The organism is Amycolatopsis sp. cg13 (genome assembly GCF_041346965.1).
GTDB lineage: Bacteria > Actinomycetota > Actinomycetes > Mycobacteriales > Pseudonocardiaceae > Amycolatopsis.
Genome location: NZ_CP166848.1, coordinates 9,041,194 through 9,061,087, shown reverse-complemented (window position 1 = coordinate 9,061,087; position 19,894 = coordinate 9,041,194). Strand labels below are relative to the sequence as shown.

Annotated in this window: 13 protein-coding genes; 8 read left to right on the top strand and 5 right to left on the bottom strand. The window is 70.0% G+C overall.

The window, feature by feature from the left end; translation table 11 throughout:
• Positions 1-43: 43 nt before the first annotated feature.
• From AB5I40_RS42400 to AB5I40_RS42365, 8 genes are read left to right on the top strand one after another with little or no spacing between them, the layout of a single operon-like run.
• Entirely contained in the window at positions 44-3,814 is a 3,771-nt protein-coding gene (locus AB5I40_RS42400) for a hypothetical protein (RefSeq protein WP_370935830.1), read from the top strand.
• Positions 3,811-7,827: a type VII secretion protein EccCa gene (gene eccCa, locus AB5I40_RS42395; RefSeq protein ID WP_370935829.1), complete on the top strand. Its 4,017-nt coding sequence runs from the start codon at positions 3,811-3,813 to the stop codon at positions 7,825-7,827. The genes AB5I40_RS42400 and eccCa overlap by 4 nt, the downstream gene beginning before the upstream one ends.
• A complete protein-coding gene (gene eccD / locus AB5I40_RS42390) occupies positions 7,824-9,209 on the top strand; it encodes a type VII secretion integral membrane protein EccD (RefSeq protein WP_370935828.1) in 1,386 nt (461 codons plus the stop codon). The genes eccCa and eccD overlap by 4 nt, the downstream gene beginning before the upstream one ends.
• Positions 9,210-9,225: 16 nt before the next feature.
• Positions 9,226-9,459 carry a type VII secretion protein EccB gene (locus AB5I40_RS42385; RefSeq protein WP_370935827.1) on the top strand — a complete coding sequence of 78 codons (234 nt, stop codon included), beginning with the start codon at positions 9,226-9,228 and terminating at the stop codon, positions 9,457-9,459.
• A gap of 13 nt (positions 9,460-9,472) precedes the next feature.
• Positions 9,473-11,956 carry a hypothetical protein gene (locus AB5I40_RS42380; RefSeq protein WP_370935826.1) on the top strand — a complete coding sequence of 828 codons (2,484 nt, stop codon included), beginning with the start codon at positions 9,473-9,475 and terminating at the stop codon, positions 11,954-11,956.
• 19 nt (positions 11,957-11,975) lie between these two features.
• A complete protein-coding gene (locus AB5I40_RS42375; protein WP_370935825.1) occupies positions 11,976-15,260 on the top strand; it encodes a right-handed parallel beta-helix repeat-containing protein in 3,285 nt (1,094 codons plus the stop codon).
• Between the two features lie 18 nt (positions 15,261-15,278).
• Complete coding sequence (locus AB5I40_RS42370) at positions 15,279-15,677, top strand: YbaB/EbfC family nucleoid-associated protein (RefSeq protein ID WP_370935824.1); 399 nt, start codon at positions 15,279-15,281, stop codon at positions 15,675-15,677.
• A complete protein-coding gene (locus tag AB5I40_RS42365; protein ID WP_370935823.1) occupies positions 15,674-16,444 on the top strand; it encodes a hypothetical protein in 771 nt (256 codons plus the stop codon). Before AB5I40_RS42370 ends, AB5I40_RS42365 begins: the two co-directional genes overlap by 4 nt.
• A gap of 311 nt (positions 16,445-16,755) precedes the next feature.
• Here the strand turns inward: AB5I40_RS42365 and AB5I40_RS42360 are convergent, their stop codons facing one another.
• The 5 genes from AB5I40_RS42360 to AB5I40_RS42340 form a co-directional block, all read right to left on the bottom strand.
• Positions 16,756-17,121 carry a hypothetical protein gene (locus AB5I40_RS42360; protein WP_370935822.1) on the bottom strand — a complete coding sequence of 122 codons (366 nt, stop codon included), beginning with the start codon at positions 17,119-17,121 and terminating at the stop codon, positions 16,756-16,758.
• Positions 17,122-17,705: 584 nt separating this feature from the next.
• Positions 17,706-18,344, bottom strand: coding sequence for a hypothetical protein (locus AB5I40_RS42355; protein ID WP_370935821.1), 639 nt, complete (start codon positions 18,342-18,344; stop codon positions 17,706-17,708).
• Between the two features lie 39 nt (positions 18,345-18,383).
• Positions 18,384-18,632, bottom strand: coding sequence for a hypothetical protein (locus tag AB5I40_RS42350; protein ID WP_370935820.1), 249 nt, complete (start codon positions 18,630-18,632; stop codon positions 18,384-18,386).
• Positions 18,633-18,803, bottom strand: coding sequence for a hypothetical protein (locus AB5I40_RS42345; protein WP_370935819.1), 171 nt, complete (start codon positions 18,801-18,803; stop codon positions 18,633-18,635). It lies immediately after the preceding gene.
• A gap of 267 nt (positions 18,804-19,070) precedes the next feature.
• Positions 19,071-19,763, bottom strand: a complete 693-nt coding sequence (locus tag AB5I40_RS42340) for a hypothetical protein (protein ID WP_370935818.1) — start codon at positions 19,761-19,763, stop codon at positions 19,071-19,073.
• Positions 19,764-19,894 lie beyond the last annotated feature (131 nt).

The following is a 19,894-nucleotide window of genomic DNA, read 5'->3' as shown; positions in this document are numbered from 1 at the left end:
GGTTCTCTCCGGGGTCTCTCAGGTTCGAAGCGATCGAGGGAAGATGGCGGACGACAACAACACCCACGGGTTCACCTCGGACGACAACGGGGTCTGGCCGGACACCACGCAGACCGGCAACCAGAACACCACTGGTGACCCGTCGAAGGATTTCGACGGCCTGACGTGGAAGCAGATCGAAGCGGCGATCCTCGGCGGCGGTTCGCTGTCGGGCGGCCAGGACAACCGGGACAAGGCCTACGGCAACGTCAACTGGCAGTCGCTTCAGGACGCGGCCGGGGTGTTTCAGGAGACGCAGCAGAACCTCGCGATGGTCGCTCAGTCCATTCAGGACCAGACCGCCGCCCTCGCCGGACCCGACGGTCCGTGGAAGGGCGACGCCGCGACGAAGTTCAAGGACATGATGACCGCGCTGGGCAACAAGTTCTCCGATCTGGCGGACCGGATCGGCGACGGCGGCGGGTCGAACAACGTGCCGAACAACCTCGTCAATTCGGCGGCGTATCTCAAGTGGGCGCAGGACACGATCCGCTACATCGACAGCTATTACGCCAGCCAGGTCCTCGCCCAGGGCAGCAAATACCACCTCAGCGACGGGCGCGCGTACATCTCGCAGTTCCCCGAGGCCGTCGAGATGATGACCAACGACATGCGCAAGGTCGGCGGGCAGCTCGCGCAGAAGTACAACACCGTGCACGTCAACGCGGGCAAGACGACCCCGCCGCCGACTCCCGGCGGTGGTGACGGCAATACGCCCAAGCCTCCTCCGCCACCGCCGACTCCTCCCCCGCCGCCCACGCCGCCGCCGCCTCCGCCGCCGGTGACGCCTCCCCCGCCGCCTGCTTCTCCGCCGCCACCGCCGGTGACGCAGCCGCCGCCGACTCCGAAACCGCCGCCCGTGTCTCCTCCGCCGGGCGGCAGCAACGGTGCTCCGCCGCCGGTGAACAAGGCCGCGATTCCGCCGCCTCCCAACGGGGTCAACGGTCCTGGCGGTCCTGGCGGGGGCGATGTGCCGCCGCCGTTGAAGAACGCCCTCGTGTCACCGCCGCCGGGCGACGTCAACGGTCCCGGAGGCAACGGCACACCGCCTCCGATCACGGCTGCTTCCATTCCGCCGCCGCCCAACGGGGTTGGCGGGAACAAGTCGCCGAACCTGCAGAAGCCGCCCGGTTCGGAGGTCAAACCGCCGTCGATTCCCGCGCCGCCGGGCGATTCCGGCAGCGTGAAGCCGCCGAAGGTTTCCCCGCCGCCGGGCGATGTTCCGGGAGGGAACAACCTCAAGTCTCCGTCGATCCCGCCCCCGCCCGGGGCGTCCGGCAACAACCTGTCCGGGCACGTCAACCCGCCGTCGATCCCCGCCCCGCCGGGAAGCTCGGGCGGGTCCGGACACGTGAACCCGCCGTCCATCCCCGCCCCGCCGGGAAGCTCGGGCGGGTCCGGACACGTGAACCCCGCGGCGATCCCGCCGCCCCCGGGAGACTCCGGCGGCAACCTGGCGAACAACGCGCTCAATCCGGCGCACCTGCCGCCGGGCCTCAGCAATCCGCCGGGCAACCAGAATCCCGGCGGCAGCGGCATCCCGATGATGCCGCCGGGAGCCATGGGCGGCGGTGGCGGACTGAACCCGCCGTCCGCGGAACGACCGGACTCGTCCGGGCTGCTCGGCAACATCAAGAAGCCGTGGATCAGCCCGCCGCCGGCTGGCATCGGAAACCCCGACGCACACGGCGACACACCCCCGCTCACCTCAGCCAAGTGGGCCCCGCCGCCCGGCGCGAGCGGCGGAACCGGCGACGGCGTGGGCGGCCCTGGCGCGAGCGGCAACGGCATGGGCGGACCGGGCGACAGCGGTCCGGGCGCGATCAAAGGCCTCGGCGAAAGCGATCTCCCGAAGCTGCCGAATCCGGTCGGGAACCACGAGCAGGTCCCCGGTGGCGGGACTCCGCCGATGGTGCCTCCCGGCGGCATGGGCGGCGGCAGCGGAATGAACACGCCTGCCGCGGAGCGTCCGGATTCCTCCGGGCTGCTCGGCAACATCAAGAAGCCGTGGGTGAGCGCGCCGCCCGACGGCATCGGCAACCCTGACGCCCATGGCGACACGCCACCGCTGACCTCGGCCAAGTGGGCACCACCGCCCGGCGCGGGCGGCGGGACTGGCGACGGTTTGAGCGGGCCGGGCAGTGAGCCGGTCGGCCCTGGGGTGAAGGGGCTCGGTGAGAGCGACCTGCCGAAGCTGCCCGACCCCGTCGGCAACCATGAGCAGCAACAACTCCCGGCCTCGGGAACGCCGCCGATGGTCCCGCCGGGCGGCATGGGCGGCGGCAGCGGCCTGAACACGCCCGCTGCGGAGCGTCCGGACTCCTCCGGACTCCTCGGCAACGTCCAGGAGCCGTGGGTGAGCGCACCGCCTGACGGCATCGGCAACCCCGACGCCCATGGCGACACGCCACCGCTCACCTCCGCCAAGTGGGCACCGCCGCCCACCGCAGGCGGCGGAACCGGCGACGGCGCGGGCGGTCCTGGAGTGAGCGGCAACAGCTTGGACGGCCCCGGAGCAAGCGGCAACAGCTTGGGCGGTCCGGGCAGTGAGCCGGTCGGCCCTGGGGTGAAAGGGCTCGGCGAGAGCGCCCTGCCCAAGCTTCCCGACCCCGTCACCAACCACGAACAGCAACAACTCCCAGCTTCGGGGACCCCGCCGATAGTCCCGCCCGGCGGCATGGGCGGCGGCAGCGGCCTGAACACACCCGCCGCCGAACGACCGGATTCCTCCGGACTTCTCGGCAACGTCCAGGAGCCGTGGACGGCCGATCTGCCCGGCGGCGTCGGCGATCCGAGCGCGTCCGGGGAAACGCCGCCGAGCGAATCCGCGGACTGGGCTCCTGCCATGCCGGCGGTCCCGCCGGGCAACGCAGGCAACGGAACACCCGCCGAACGCCCCAACTCGGCCGGGCGGCTCGGCGACGTCCAGGAACCCTGGGCAGCAAGCACCAGCGCACAAGGGGAAACTCCCCCACGCACCTCAACCGGCTGGACCCCGGCGAAGGGACCGGAAAGCCCCGGAATGCCGATGACCCCACCGGGCAACACCGGCAACGCGACACCCACCGAACGCCCCGACTCGGCCGGACTGCTCGGCGACGTCCAAGCACCCTGGGCGACAAGCACACCGGCAGGCATCGGAGACCCCAGCGCACAAGGCGAAACCCCGCCAAGCCCCTCGGCAGGCTGGGCGACCGGCGCTGGCATCCCGATCGTCCCGCCAGTCAGCAACGGGACGAGCACCCCCGAACGACCGGACTCCGCCGGGCTGCTCACCGGAGTCCAGGAGCCCTGGACACCTCAGTCCATTGTGGACGCACCCGCCAGCACCGGCTGGGCCGCCGCGAGCGACGACACCGACCTCGTCCGCATCGCGGTCGTGCAGCCCCTCGATCACGAGGACACCTCGGCCTGGGACGTAGGCACCGCCGACTTCCTCCCCGCCCTCCTGCCGGTCACCACGGCACAAGACGACCGGCAAGAGGAAATCGCCACCGATTTCCTCCAGCGCACCGACGAACCGTGGCGGCCGACCCAAGCCGGCGCGGAACCCGCGCTCGGCACCTACCAGCGGGTCCGCGGCGGACCGGCCGAGGTCGTCCCCGACGAGTTGCCCACGTGCGGCGACGCTCCGGAACCCCCGGAGCCCGAAGCCGACACTGCCGAAGAAGAGACCGAGGAAGAAGAGGAACGCACCATGGCCGACCTGCTCCGGCAGGACGACGCGGCCTGGGGCAAGCCGGCCCGGCGCAGCTCCCCGGGGGTGCTCGAATGAGCACGGAAACCGTCAAGCGGGGCCCGCGCGCCGCGGGTCCGGAAATGCCCGAGGGCCAGGAAGAACTGCAAGAGCCGCCCGTAATGGCGGAACCGGCGGCGCGCGATTTCAACTCGCTGCTGATGATGCTGCCGATGGCCATCGGGTCGCTGGTGATGGTGCTGGCGTTCTCGGGAGTCGCGGGCAGTTCGCCGTTCACCTACGTGATCGGCGGCGGCATGGGCGTGTCCATGATCGCGATGAGCCTCGGGCAGCTCTCCCGCGCGGCCGCCGAACGCAAGCGCAAGATGCAGGCCGAGCGGCGGGACTACCTGCGCTACATCGGCCAGGTCCGCGAGCGGGCCCGTTCGACCGCCGAGGACCAGCGGCACGCGGTGGCCTGGAACAACCCGTCCCCGGATTCGCTGTGGTCGCTGGCGATGGGCCCGCGGCTGTGGGAACGGCGGATCAGCCACGAGGACTTCGCGCGCGTGCGGATCGGGCTGGGCACGCAGCAGTCGGCACTGGAGCTGGTGCCGCCGGTGACCAAGCCGATCGAGGACCTCGAACCGCTGTCGGCGATCTCGCTGCGCCGCTTCACCGAGACGTACCGCACGCTGTCCGGCATCCCGACCGCGGTGGGGCTGCGGAGCTTCACCAGCGTCGAGTTCGACGGAGATCCGGAAGCGGCCGTCGCGCTGGTCCGGGCGATGCTCGCGCAGCTGGTCGCCTTCCATTCGCCGGACGAACTGCGGCTCGCGGTGCTCACCACCGAAGCCGCGCAGGCGCAGTGGGACTGGGTGAAGTGGTTGCCGCACAACAACCATCCGGCCCTCCGTGACGCGGCGGGCCCGCTCCGGCTGCTGGCTGCCGACCATGACGAGCTGATGGACCTCCTCGGCCCGGACGTGGCCGACCGCGACGACCACGACAAGACCGTCGGGCCGACGACGACCGAGCCGTTCGTGGTGATCGTCGCGCATCTGGCGACGATTCCCGAGTCGTCGCGGCTGGTCGGCGCGGGGCTGCGCAACGTCGTCCTGCTGGACGTCACCGGCGCGCTCCCCGGCGGCCCGAAAGTGCTGCGGCTGACCACAAAGGACGGTCTGGTCGAGTTCCCGGCGGGCAGCGGCGTAGGTTCCGCGACCCGCGACGAGCTGTCGGTGACCCAGGTCGAAGGACTCGCCCGGCTGCTCGCACCCAAGCGGACCAGTGGCACTCTGGAGATCGCCGACCAGCCGCTGGAAAGCGACTTCGGACTGACCGCGCTGCTCGGCATCAAGGACGTGCACACCTTCGACATCCCCGGCCAATGGCGACCGCGAGCGGCGCAGCGAGCCCGGATGTCCGTGCCGATCGGCGTGACCGAGGACGGCGAGATCGTCGAGCTGGACCTGAAAGAATCCGCGCAAGGCGGCATGGGCCCGCACGGGATGCTGATCGGCGCGACCGGGTCCGGCAAGTCGGAGCTGCTGCGCACGCTGGTGCTCGGGCTGGCCGCGACGCATTCGTCGGAGATCCTCAACTTCGTGCTCGTCGACTTCAAGGGCGGCGCGACGTTTCTCGGAATGGACCGGCTGCCGCACACCTCGGCGACGATCACCAACCTCGCCGACGAACTGCCGCTGGTCGACCGCATGCAGGATTCGCTCAACGGCGAAATGGTGCGCCGCCAGGAACAACTGCGCGCGAGCGGCTATCCGTCGCTGTACGAATACGAGAAGGCCCGCGCGGCCGGCGAACAGCTGGCCCCGATGCCGACGCTGTTCCTGGTGGTGGACGAGTTCTCCGAACTGCTGAGCGCGAAGCCGGAGTTCATGGAGCTGTTCGTCTCCGTCGGACGCCTCGGCCGCAGTCTCGGCGTGCACCTGCTGCTCGCGTCGCAGCGGCTGGACGAGGGCCGCATCCACCGCGTCGAGGGCCACCTGTCCTACCGGATCGCGTTGCGCACCTTCTCCTCGATGGAATCCCGCAGCGTGATCGGCGCGGGCAGCGCTTACGAACTCCCGCCGGAACCAGGCAACGGCTACCTGAAGATCGACACCACGAACCTGGTGCGGTTCAAGGCCGCTTACGTCTCCGGTCCGGTCCCCGCGGGCAACGGCGAGAACTCCGCGGTCGCCGCGGCGCGGGCCAGCCGCGAGGTCGTCCCGTTCCGCACCGAGTCCCATCCGGCGAAGCTGATCATCCGCGACGACGAGCCGGAACCGGCCGAGAAGCAGTCCGATGTGGACGCTCTGGAAGCCGCCGTTCCGGGCGGGCCGACGCTCGCCGACGCGTTCATCGACCGGCTGACCGGCGCGGGTCCGGCGGCCCGCCAGGTGTGGCTGCCGCCGCTGGCCGAATCGCCGAGCCTGGATTCGCTGCTGCCGAGCGTCACGCCGGATCCGGTGCGCGGCATGGCGGTGGCCGACCCGGCGCACTGGGGCAGGCTCCGGGTGCCGATGGGGATGATCGACCGGCCGTTCGAGCAGGTCCGCGAGCTGCTGACGGCGGACCTTTCGTCGGCGGCCGGGCACGTCGCGGTGGTCGGCGGGCCGAAGACCGGCAAGTCGACTCTGCTGCGCACCCTCGTGCTGGCGCTGGCGATGACGCACACCCCGCAGGAGGTCCAGTTCTACGGACTGGACTTCGGCGGCGGCGGGATCATGTCGCTGTCCGGGCTGCCGCACGTCGGTTCGGTCGCCACCCGGCTCGAACGCGACCGGGTCGTCCGGACCATCGAGGAAATCTCGCAGGTCATGGAAGGCCGCGAAACGCTGTTCTCCGAGCACGGCATCGAATCCATGGACGCCTACCGCGCGTTGCGCCGCAGCGGCCAGATCGAGGATCCGTTCGGCGACGTCTTCCTGGTAGTCGACGGCTGGTACAGCCTCAAGAACGACTACAGCGACTTGGAGCAGAAGATCGGCGAGCTGGCTTCGCGCGGGCTGTCGTTCGGGGTGCACGTGGTGATCGGCGCGACGCGCTGGTCGGAGATCCGCCCGTACCTGCGCGACCTGCTGCAGACGCGGTTCGAACTGCGGCTCGGCGACCCGATGGAGTCGGAAATCGGCTCGCGCAAAGCGAAAACGGTGCCGAACCAGCCGGGCCGCGGCCTCACTCCAGACGGCCTGCACTTCCTCGCCGGGCTGCCCCGGATGGACGGCAGCGGCAACACCGACGACCTCGCCGCCGCAGCCAAGGCAGTCGCCGAAGAGGTGCATCTGTTCTGGCCAGGCGCACCCGCGCCGTCGGTGCGGCTGCTGCCCGCGAAACTGCCGATGGCGCAGCTTCCCGCGCCGGACGGCGACCTTCGGATCGCGCTCGGCCAGGACGAGCAACGGCTGCTGCCGGTGTGGCACGACTTCGCGGCCACTCCGCACCTGCTCGCCTTCGGCGACAACGAAACCGGCAAGACCAACCTCCTACGGGTGGTACTGCGGTCGGTGCTGGCGCGTTATTCCTCGAATGAGGCGAAGATCGTGCTGGCCGACCCGAGCCGCCAGCTGGACGTCGAAGTGCCCGAGGAATACCGCGTCGGATACGCGACCACCACCGAGGCGCTGCAGGAATTGGCCCAACAGGCCAGCGTTTCGCTCACCCCGCGAGTGCCGGACCAGACCATCACCGCGGACCGGCTCAAGCGCCGCGACTGGTGGACCGGCCCGCGGCTGTTCTTCGTGGTGGACGACTACCAGCTGCTCACCAGCGGCATGGGTTCGCCGCTGGAACCGCTGTTGTCCTTGCTGTCGCAGGGTTCCTACATCGGGTTCCACCTGATCCTCAGCCGCAGCACCTCGGGCGCGATGCGCGCGCTTAGCGACTCGGTGGTCCGCCGGATCTGGGAGCTCGGCAGCCCGGGCGTGGTGTTCTCCTACCCGAAGGAGGAGGGCAAGTTCCTCGGCGAGGCGGCCCCGCGCCAGCTGCCCGCCGGCCGCGCGCAGCTGGTGACCCGCCGCGGCGTGAAGCTCGTGCAGACCGCGATCGCGGAAGAAGACCGGGCCGGCGAGGGCTGGTCCCCGCTCGCGACGACCGAAAGGGGCGTGCGATGACCGCGTCGACCGGCGAACTGTGCCGGATCACCGTGTACGGGCCGCAGGGCCGGGCGGATCTGGCGGTGCCGATGTCCGTCCCGCTGACCAGCCTGCTGCCCGTGCTGCTGGAGCACACCGGCAGCCGGGAGGACCTCGGCGACGGCTGGGTGCTGCAGCGGCTCGGCGAGGAGCCGCTGGACGCGTCGGGCACGCCGGAGTCGCTGGATTGGAAGGAGGGCGAGGAATTCCACCTCCGCCCTCGCGCGGATCCGTTGCCGGAGCTGGACTTCGACGACATCGCGGACGGCATGGCCACCGCGGTGAGCCGGCACCCCGGCCGCTGGCGCCCGGAGTTCAACCGGGGCCTGTTCCTCGGGTTCGCGATCTTCTCCCTCGCGGTGCTCGCCAAAGTGCTGCTCTACCCGGGTTCGGCCGGGCTGACCGCGATCGGCGGCGGCGTGGTGTCGCTCGGCCTGCTCGTCGCGGCGGTAGCGACCGGGGTGCGTTCCGAAGACAAGGCCCTGCTGACGTTGCTCGGGCTCGGCGGCTGTGCGTTCGCGTTCCTCGCCGGTGCGGTCGCGGTGGCCGGACTCGATCCGGCGTTCGACCTGCAGGGCGCGCCGATTTTGACCGGCTGCCTGACGTTCGCGCTGGCCGGTGGTCTCGTGCTCGGCGGGCGGGCGGCGTGGTCGCCCGCCATCCCGTTCGTGCCGTTCGGCGCGGTGGTCGCGACCGGACTCGCCGGGGCGCTTTCGCTGTGGCTGCACCTCGGAGCCGGGTTCACCACCGAGCAGGCGGCCGGGCTGGTGACGTTCGTGCTGGTCGGGTTGATGGTGTTCGCGCCGCGGATCGGCATCCGGTTCGCTCGCATCCGCGGTCCTCAGCTGCCGCGTTCGGCCGGGGAACTGCAGTACGACATCGAGCCGATGCCCGCCGCGCAGATGGTGCACCAGACCGGGTACGCCGACGGCTACCTCACCATCGCCTGCCTTGCCGCCACGGCGGTTTTCGTCGGCTGTTTCCCGTTCCTGGTCGGCCAGGGGCTGTTCCCGACCATCCTGGGCGGGCTGGTGTCCGCGGCGGTGCTGATGCGTTCGCGGGCGCTGCTCGGCGTGTGGCAGCGGGTTCCGCTCGCCGCGGCTGGGGCGATCGGCCTGGTGCTGCTCGGGTTGTCGCTGATCCAGCCGTTGCCGACGCCGTGGCGAGGCGCCTGTCTCGGCGGGCTGTGCCTGGTGTTCTTCCTGCTCCTGCTGGCGATGCTGCGCCCGCCGCCGCGGCGGCTGCTGCCGATCTGGGGGCACCTGGCGAACTGGCTGGAAACGCTGAGCGCGGTGGCGATGATCCCGGTCCTGCTGCAGTTGTTCGGCGTCTACGCGTGGGCCGTCGGGCTCACTTCCTAAGCGATGGAGGGGTGACATGGTGCAGACGCAGAAGGACCACGTCGAGGCGTATTCGTTCCTGATCGGACGGATGACCTCGGCGCTGGTGCTCGGCGACGCGAGCCACCTCGACGTGCCCGCCCGGCGGGCGTGGGTGGGCCTGCTGGTCGGGCTGGTCCTCGGGCTGCTGATCGCGGTCGGGTTCTTCGTGTACGGGCTGATCGCGCACCACACCGGCGGCGCGGCCCCGGCCGTCGGCCGCCGAGTCTGAGAAGGAGGCAGCCATGGAGCTTTCGCTGATCCGGCGTGACGACGGCGCTTTGGAGAAGAAGACCGTCGGCAACGCGCTGGTCGTGCATCTCGCGGAGGGGATGACCGTGCAGGCGCAGTCGCTCGCGCTCGGCGTCGCGGCCGATCCCGACCATGACCTCGTCGTCGTGGACCTGCCGGTCGATTCGCCGATCGCCATGTGGGAATCGGTGGCCAAGGCGCTCCCCCGGCGGCGGCGCGGCGTCCGGCTGGTGATCGGCGGCCGCTCGCGCGAGACGACCGCGCTGGCCGGCCAGTGGCTGGCCGAGCGGATCAACCGCCCGGTGCTCGCGCCGGACGGTTCGGTGATCCCGAGCGCGGGCGGCGCGCTGTTCGTCCACGCCGGACGCGGCGGCGGCTGGGTGCGCTTCCGGCCGGGCCGCCCGCCGGCCTGGGAGGCGAAGCGGTTCCCGCGCCCGGCTTGGGATTCCGGCATCGCCGCCGAGCTGACGCCGACGAGTTCGCGCGGAGTCGCCGAACCGCTGCCGGGCGGGTTGTGGGTCCGTCCGGTCGGCTTCGACGGGCCCCAGCGGCACCACCGCAAGGCGCTGATCTCCCGGATGCCCGCCCAGCACGACACCATGACCATCGTCCTGGGCTGCCCCGGCTGTCCGCCGCTGACGCTGGACGACGCGGCCCGGCTGTGGGTCCAGCTGCCCGAGAAGGTGCGGGCCAAGGCGCGGTTCGTGCAGTACGGGCCGATGTCGGTGCCCGGCGAGGCCACCATCGGACAGGCGCTGGCGGATCTGCTCGGCAAGCCGGTCGCGTTCTACGCGGGCGTGCCGGTCGGTTCGCCGCAGCTGCCGACTTTGCGGACCGTGATGCACGACGGACGCTTTGGCTGGCGTCCGTTCACCACCGAACTCGGGTACGAACCCGGCTCGGCTTCCGTCTTGCCTGAGCTGCTGTCGCACCGTCCGCCGATCCACGGGCTCGACCAGGTCTCTCCGGCGGTGTACTGGTACTCGCCGGACGCGGTGGTCGAGGTCGTGCAGTCGGGTCTGCTGGTGCGTCCGCCGCAGGACGGTCCTTCGTCGGCCGCGATCCGCGAGATCACTCTCGACGCCGCGGTGCACAACCTCACCTTTGACGCGGCCGACGAGGGTTCGGTGTCGCGGATGCGGTTGCTGGCGGAGGATTTGCTGGCGCGGCTCGACGAGGAGACTCGCCGGATGAGCCGGGTGTTGCCCGCTGCGGCGCTGCTTGCGGAGCGTGCGCGGCCTCGGGTAGTGACTCGGGCGTTGGAGGCGATCGAGGCTGGAAATCCGGTGCCGGTTGTCGCCGCGGCTCCTCCGGCGGCTTACCTGCCTGCGGCTCCGGCGGCGTTGGGGATCGCTGCGCCTACGGAGGTTCCTGGGGCGATCGCGGCTCCTAGTCCTGCCTCGCCTGCCGTTACGCCTGTTGTTGCGCCTGCCGATGTGCCTGCTGCTGCGTCTGTCGTTGCGCCTGCTGATGTGCCGGTCGCTCCGGCGGTGCCCCCGGTCAAGGTCTCGGCTGCTCCTCCCGCTGCGGTGCCGGTCAGCCGCATCGCTCCGGCGGACGTCGCCCCGGCCAAGCCCGTCGAACCGCCGGTCGCCAAGGCCGCCACCCCGGTTGCCGAGAAGACGCCATCCGGCCCGGAGTCCGCGTCGAAAGCCCCGGCACAGCTGCGTTTCCAGGAAACCCCCGGCGCGGAATCGACCGCCTTGCTGCCCAAACGCGGCGCGGACAAGGAACGCCAGTGGTTGCGCAAATCGCTCGGCGCGGAGTACGGCCTGATGTCGAACACCGTCGCGCGGATCCTGTCCGAACACCCAGGTTTCCAAGGCGTGCTGTCGACCTCGTCCTCGGTTGAGGTGCTGACCGACGCGGTGGCCGTGCAGCTTTACCTGTCCCCCAAGGGATCGACGATTGATGCCGGGCTGCGTCGTGGCGCGAACGGCCCGCACGTCCCGGTCGCCCGATGCGTCGTGGCCGGGCTGAGCAGGCTGCCTTCACACCGAGGTCCAGCCACTTTCGCCACCGAGCTGCCGCCGCCGGTGTGGCCGCTGCTCGACGGGCGGAAAGTGCTGACCGAATGGGGCTTCCTGAACGCACTGACCCAACCGTCGTCCACTGTGGACGGCGAGACGGACGTGCTGGTGTGGTCGATCACCGGACGGCGCACCAAACTGCTGGAACCGAGCGAGGGCGGCGTCGAGAACCGGGTGCTGTTCGTGCCGGGGACCAGCTTCAAGGTGCTCGAGACACGCAAACCGGCCGCGGGCGCGCGGGGTGCGGTGCTGCTGCGGGAACTGACCGCGAGCGAGATCGACGAGACCGGCCGGGTCGCGAACGACCGGGCGTCGCTGGACGAGCTGGCGATGAACTCGCTCCGGCAGACGCTCGAGACGTGGGCGGAAGCGGACGAGGACCTGGTCCGGACCGTGATGGACGAGCAGGCGGCGGAGCGGTTCGGGGCGCTCCCGGGCCTGGCGTGAGTGCGGAGAGGCGGAGACGATGAACCGACAGCTGCTCGTGGTCGGCGGCGACCGGCCGGGTGCGTTCGGAACCATCGGCGCGGCGCTGGCGCAGGCGCAGCCGGGGGCGACGATCAGCGTCCACCCTGGACGGTACGAGGAAAACCTCGTGGTTGACCGGATGGTGTCGCTGGTGGCCGAACAAGGCGCGGGCACCGTGGAAATCGTGGCGAGCACCGGAAGCGTGCTCGTCGCGAACGCCGAAGCGGTGCAGTTGAGCGGATTCGTCCTGACCGGCACCGACGACCAACTGGTCACAGTGGACGTTGTCCGCGGCGAGGCGGCGCTGGACGGCTGCCGGCTGTCCGGGAATTCGTGGGCGACTTTGCTGGCGCGGCTGGAAGGTTCGCTCGCGCTGCGGGGCTGCACGGTGACCAGCACCGGCGGTGCCGGGGTCGTGATCGCCTCGCCGGTGCAATCGGCCATTGAGGACACTGAGATCGTCGACGCCGCGTCGTCCGGAGTGGTCGTGGCCGAGAGCGGTTCGGTGCTGCTGCGCCGATGCGCGGTGCGGGGCGCGGCGGGCAACGGGGTGTGTGTCAACGGCGAAGCGGTCGCGATTGTCGAGCAGTGCGAGATCGTCGGCGCGCAAAAACCGGCGATGGTCGTGGAACAGCAGGGACGCGCGACCATCACCGGGCTGACTGTGCGGGACAGCGCGAACGTCGACCTGTATGTGACCAGCAAGGACCGGGTTTCCGTTGCGTCGTCGCAGTTCCGGTCGGCACCGATGCAGGCCGCGCACATCGCCGCGTCTGCTGAACCGCTGCTGCGCGAGTGTGTGTTCGCCGGGGCTGGCACGAACGCGGTGCAGGCCACCGGAACCGCCGCGCCGCAGTTCGTGGACTGCACCTTCGAGGGTTCGCCGGTCACGATCCTAGTCGACGACCAGGCGCGGCCGCGGTTCGAACGCGCGACCGTCCGGGGTTCTACGCACACCGCGCTGTCGGTCAGCGCGGATTCCGCCGTGACCGTCGGCGGGCTGCGGATGACGCCGGACAGCGGTGTCGGCATTGTCCTTTCCGGACAGTCCACCTTGGATCTTGCGGACGCCTCCATCGACACTGGCCGGGAAGCCGGGGTGCAGGTCACCGAGAACGCCCGATTGACAGTGACCGACATTCGGGTCGATTCGACGGCGGACCAGGCGGTCTCGTTCGCTGGCGGCGCGCCGTCCTCGGCGAAGTCGGTGCAGGTCCGCGGCGGCGGTCTGCACATTTCCGGAACCGCGGAAATCTCCTTGCAGGACTGCGAGATCATCGACTCCACAGTGGACGGAATCACCGTCGCTGCGGGCTCAACGTTGACCGCTTCCCGCTGCCGGGTGCGCAATGCGCGAGGCAACGGCGTGTACGTCGGCGCTCAGGCCTCGTTCACCGAATGCGAGGTCCTCGGCGCGGGCGAGGACGGTTTCCACGTGGAAACCACCGAGCCGGTCAGCATCCGCGATTGCGTGGTCAACGACGCCTCTGGCGAACTCGTGAGCGGCGAGCACGCGGACGTCGACAACCTGCTCACCGATTCCGCCCGCCCGCTCGAAGTGCTCGCTGGTCCGACAAGCGACGCCGCTGAGCAGACCGTGAGCGAAGCGGCCGGAGAGGTGCTCGAGGGCCCGCTGGGCGATCTGGAAGCGCTGGTCGGGCTCGCCGGGGTGAAGAAGGAAGTCACCGGCCTGATCAACCTGATCAAGATGTCGCAGATGCGCGAGCGGATGGGCCTGCCGATGCCGCCGATGTCGCGGCATCTGGTGTTCGCCGGCCCGCCCGGCACCGGTAAAACGACCGTCGCGCGGCTGTACGGCACAGTGCTCGCCGAACTCGGCATCCTGTCGAAGGGGCACATGATCGAGGTGGCCCGCCAGGATCTGGTCGGCCAGTACATCGGGTCCACCGCGATCAAGACCACCGAGGTCGTGGAGAAGGCCGTCGGCGGGGTGCTGTTCATCGACGAGGCGTACACGCTGAGCGCGCCGACCGGCGGTTCCGGCCCGGACTTCGGGCAGGAAGCCATCGACGCGCTGATGAAGATCATGGAGGACCAGCGCGATTCGCTGGTGGTGATCGTCGCGGGCTATTCCGAGCAGATGGAACAGTTCCTGCAGTCGAACCCCGGTCTCGCCTCGCGGTTCACGCGCACCATCGAATTCCCCAACTACAGCGTCGACGAACTGGTCACCATCACGACCGGCCTGACCCGCAAGCACTACTACGAAATGACCGACGACGCACTGGCCGCGCTGCGCGAGTATTTCGAGCGGGTGCCGAAGAATTCGACGTTCGGCAACGGTCGCGTCGCGCGCAAGCTGTTCGAGGCGATGGTGAACAACCAGGCGTCGCGGCTGGCGCTGTATCCGCCGTCCAAAGACATCGAACTGAACCGCCTCACCGCCGACGACCTGCAAGCCGAACTGACGCAACTGCCTTCCGCGGCGAAGTCCTCCGTTTCGGTCACCGCCGACCCCGCGGCCGCGGTGAAAACCAGTGCGGGCTGGAAACGCCTCAGCGGACTGGTCGGCCAGAAATCGGTCCGAGAGAACGCCGAACGGCTGCTGCTCAAGCTCGGCCGCCTCACCCACGAACGGCAACCGCTTGGCCACCAGGCAAACCTGGTGATCAGCGGCAAACGCGGCACCGGACGTTCCGAATACGCAAGCCTGTACGCACAAATCCTCTCCGAATTCGGCATGACCCCGACGGGGCAGCTGGTTCGCCGCAACCTCGCCGAAGAGCTGTCACCGCAATGGCCGGGCCAAGCCGAGCACCTGGTCCGCGCCGCGGTGGAAGACGCTTCCGGCGGTACCCTGGTCATCGACCTGGACGGCGACTGGGACACCTCCCCGCACACCCCCGGGATCGAAGCCCTGGAAGCACTGTCCGAAATGGTCTCCCGCCGCCCCGCGGATCCCGTCGTGGTGTTCACCGGGGAAAGCGACCGCGTCGGCGAACTTCTCGCCCAGCTGCCCACCCTGCGCGACGCCTTCCCGTACGGCTGGCAACTCAGTGAGTACACAGTGGACGAGCTAGCCGAAATCGCGGTGCGCCTGCTGATCCGACGCGGCCACGAGGTCCCGGACGACGTCCGAGACGCACTCGCCCACGAACTCTCCGCCGCGTCCGACCACACCGCGCACGCCGCGCATGAGCTCGCCCGCACGCTCTCGGCCGCCGCCGCGTCCCGCACGCTGGCCGCCGCCGACCTGCGCGGCATCCGCCCGCCCGACACCGGAGCCATGGCCCTCGGCCCCGGCCTGGCCTCGGTCGGCTGACCCTCGGGAGGAACCGCTATGAGTTCTCAGCACGAAAAGATGCTCGAAGACGCGATGGCCGCCTACCAGCACCAACGCGACCACTTCGACCAGGCTCGCCAGGACGTCGAAACCGCCACCAGCACCGTCACTTCCGCCCGCCGCGAGGTGACCGCGACCGTCGGCCGTACCGGTGAATTGACCGAACTTTCCTTTCCCACCAGCGCCTACAAACGCATGGCTCCCGCGGAGCTGGCCTCGGTGATCGTGCAAACCATCTCGGCGGCTCGCCAGAAATCCGTCGCCGCCGCCGCGGAACTGATGGCCCCCATGCTGCCGCCGGGCATCTCCGCCCAGGACCTGATGAGCGGAAAAGTGGATGTCAACGCCCTGTTCTCGGCGCGAGTGCCGGGATTCGACGAAGGGAATCTGCCATGACAGACCAGTTTTTCGTCGATGCCGACGGTCTGGACGGCGGCCGCGACGGCTTCGACGGCAAGAGCGCCGAACTGCGCACGCTCGCCCAGCTGGTGCAAAGCCTGGCGAACCCGAGCCGGATCCAGGACGCGGCCGGAAACGACAAGAACGGCAACGAGTTTTCGAAGACGCACATCCAGTCGGCGGCCGAAATCTACAACGGCATCAACGCCTGGGCGCTGGCGGTGGAAGCGACGCGCGACGCGATCGGCGACATGGCGACGTCGTTCCGCGAGGCCGACCAGGGCGCTTACGACGGTTCCAACGCTCTGTTCAAGAACTTCACCGACCTGAACCACAAGGTCCGCAAGGCCGACCCTGGCTCCGAGGAACCCCCGACCGAATACCGGCGCGGCGTGCGAATCCAAGGCAAATTGCTCGGCAAGGAAGAGGGCTGGACCGCAGCAAAGAGCGTCCGGGCGCGGATCCCTGACCGGGGCGAGGAACCAATTCCGTCGAAGCCGGGCGAAGAACCGCAGCAGTTGAGGCGTCTGTCGGTTGAGCGTCCGGTTCAGAAGGCCGTGACCCCGCTGCAGCCGACCGAGTCGACCGTCTTCGTCCGCTCGGAAAAGCCAGTCCATGCGGTAGAAGACAAGATGGAAACCCCCGAGGGCGAAGTCACTCCCTTGGAGCCCGCCGAGGTCTGGCAGCGCCCAGTGGAAGGCGCGGGGTGGGCCCCGACGAAGTCGATCCCCGCCCAGCCCGCGATCACCCCGGAAGAACACTGATTTTTCTTTCACTGTAAGGAGGTGACCCCGCGATGAGCCTCATGGTGGACCCCAGTCTGAACTGGGTGTTCTACATCATCGCGGGCGACGCCTGGCCGCAGGGCGATGAGGACAAAGCACGCGAACTGGCCGCCGAATGGGACCAAGTCGCGCAGCAAATTTCCGCTGCGGGAACCGGATTCAGCCAGTTGGCGGAACAGGTCGTCTCCAACGTCGGCGGAGACGTAGCGACCAACTTCGCCGACTACGCCAACAAACTCAGCACCATGGGCGCCGGTTTCTCCTACCGAGCCCAGCAACAAGCCGCCGCTTTACGCGAATACGCCCTGAACGTAGAAAACGCCAAATACGGCATCCTGATTTCGATCGCGGTAACCGCCGCGGACCTGATCTGGGCGATGACGAACCCGTTCACCGCCCCGCTGATCCCGGGAATCTGGGCAGCCGGCCGGACCGCGGTAATGCAGATCGAACGCTCGCTGATGTCGCGGTTGATGAGCCTGCTTTCGCGCGTCGCGCGAGAGGCCGCGCAGGAAGCCGCCGAAGAGGCGGCCGAGGAGATGCTGGCGGAGTTCATCCAGATCGCGCAGGGCAACCGGGACGGCTTCGACTGGAAACAGATCGGTCAGAACGCGGCTCTGGGCGCCATCGGCGGCGCGTTCGCCGCCGGTGCCCACAGCGGCCTCGGCAAGTGGGGCCACAACGTCTTCGGCGCGGCGGGAGTGGAAGCGGCCACCGAGGTAGTAGTCGGCCTGGCCGGCGCCGGGCTGTTCGGCGGAGACCTGGACAGCCTGGGCTGGGGAGCCCTCAACGGCGGCCTATCCGGCGCCGCCACCCACGGCGCCCACCACGCCGGACAAAACCTGCACGACAAACTCAACGGCGGCAAGGATGGCGGCCAGCCGAAGGGCCCGAACGACCCCGGCGGGGGCGAGGGGACCGGAAACATCAAGGTGGACCCGGTCAACGGCCCTACCCCGCCTGCCAACTCTGGCGGCTCCAGCGACTCAGGCGGCTCGGGGAGTTCCGGCGGCAACGGGCCCGGTGGCTCCGATAGTTCTGGCGGCAACAGGTCTGGTGGCTCGGACGGATCCGGCGGACCTGGTGGCTCCGGCAGTCCTGGTGGCTCAGGCGGCCCTGGCAGCTCAGGCGGCGTTGGCTCAGGTGGTTCGAACGGCACCAGCGGTTCCGGCACCAACACCCCTCACGGCGAAGGCCAGAACAACGCCCACTCGCCCGGCACCAACTCCACCACGACGAATCAGCCTCCGGCGAGCAACTCCACCCCCAACAGCCAGACCCCGCCGAGCAACTCCACCGGCAACCCGACCTCAACGGGCAACCCCACCTCGGCAGGCGGCCCGAACTCCACAAACGGCGGCACCTCCACCGGCAACCCCAACTCCGCCGACAACTCGCCTTCAACTGGCGGCCCTTCAACTGGCGGCCCCAACTCCGCGAGCGGCCAGAGCTCGACAGGCGGCCCCAACCCTTCAGACGCCACCATCTCCGCAACCGGTTCGCACTCGACAAGCAACAGCACTTCAACCGGCAACCCCAACCCCGCGGGCAGCCCACCTTCGACGAACAGCTCCGACTCCCCCGGCAGCTCGCAGTCGACCGGCAACGCGAACTCCCCGAACCCCAGCACCACCGGCAACTCGACTTCACCGAGCGACCCGAACTCGGCCAACAGTTCCCACTCCCCCAGCGGCTCGCAGTCGACCGGCAACGCGAACTCCCCCAACCCCAGCACCACCGGCAACTCTGACTCGGCGAGCGGCTCCAACTCCCCAACCAACTCGCATTCAGCCGACAACGCCACCGCCCCAGGCCCCAACTCCACGGGAAGCCAGGACTCGGCGAACGGTTCCCACTCCGCGAACACCCCCAGCGGCAACGATTCGACCCCCGTCTCCCACCCCACTGGCAACAACGCTCACCAAAGCGGCTCGGCCAGCAATCCCGACCAGAGCCCCCACTCGCCCAGCAACAACCCCACCGATGGCAGCGACTCGCCCGGCAGCACCAACCACAGCACCCCCGTCACCAGCTCGAACCCGCCCGGAGCCAACCCCAGCACCGAAAACCAGGGCGGCACCAGCCCGAGCAGCAACCAGAGCCCCACCTCACCAGCCGCCGCCCCCAGCCCGAGCAGCAACCAGAGCCCCGGCACGACGACCGGCAATCAGGGCGCCAGCCCGAATCCGAATCCCAGCTCCACGCCCCACCCGGGTACGAACACCAATCCAGCATCCAGCTCCAACCCGGCTCCCGGCACGGCCAACCAAGGCGGGAACGGCACCGGCCACCACGCCGCCCCGCCCCCGTCCACACCGGACTCGGTCAACACCGGCACCCCCACTCCCCCGCCGGGCACCGCCGGAACCCCGACACCGTCAACGCCGGACCACGGCACAACCGGAAACCTTCCGGACTCCACCGGAACGAACGGCCAGACCCTCCCGTCCGCCGGGAACCACCCCTCCGCGACCAACGGCAACCACACTCCCGCCCCACAGCCCGAGACCGGCCTTCCGGGTTTCGGCGGCAACCGGAGCACCGACCCCGCTCCGCACTCCGCCACCGGCCCCAGCCAGGTGAGCGGCCTCTCGAACCCGACAACTCACCCCGGTCCGGAGACCGCCCCCAACCCGTCCGCCCACCCGACCCCCGCGACGAACATCACCGGCTCCTCGAACCCGTCGCCCGGCCCGAACGCCGCCGTCGCTCCGAGCCCAGCCGCCGACCACGTCTCGGGCGCGAACTCGTCCCCCGATTCCGTCCGCACCCCGAACCCCAACCCAGGTTCGGCCAGCACCAGCCCGAACACCTCCGCCAACCCGGCCGCCGCCCCGGAGCCCAAGCCGGTCCCGCCGCCGACGTCGACCAGCGTCAAAGGCATCGACTCGACCCCCGGCCCCGCCCCGAAGGCCACCATCGGCGGCCCGAACCCGACACCGGTCAACACCGCACAGGCCCCTTCGCCCACCCCCGACCCGAGCCCCATCCGGAGCTCCACCGCCGATCCCAGCCAGCCGACTGCCAGTCCAGGGTCAACCCGATCCACCAGTCCGAACCCCGCTCCGAGCCCGGACCGGTCTGCCAACCCGAATCCCTCGGCCAACCCCAGTCCGGCCCCGTCACCGGCGAACCCCGCTCGAAGCACCAGCTCTTCACCGGATCCGGCCACCAGTGCGAAGCCCGCCCCCGTTGCGGAGCCGACTCCGGGCGCCACCACCCCCAAGCCGGCCAAAAACGGGCCAGCCGCCACTCCGGCGAAGCCGATCAGCACCGAGCCGACCCCTGCACCGCGCACCCGTGACAACACCGCCCCGCCCCGCGACCCCAACGTCCCTCTCGCCGCGCCCACAAAGCCGACTCCCCCGAGCCGCACCCCGCACACGCCAGCCACTTCTCCCAAGAAACCGGCCTCCGCGCCGAACCCGC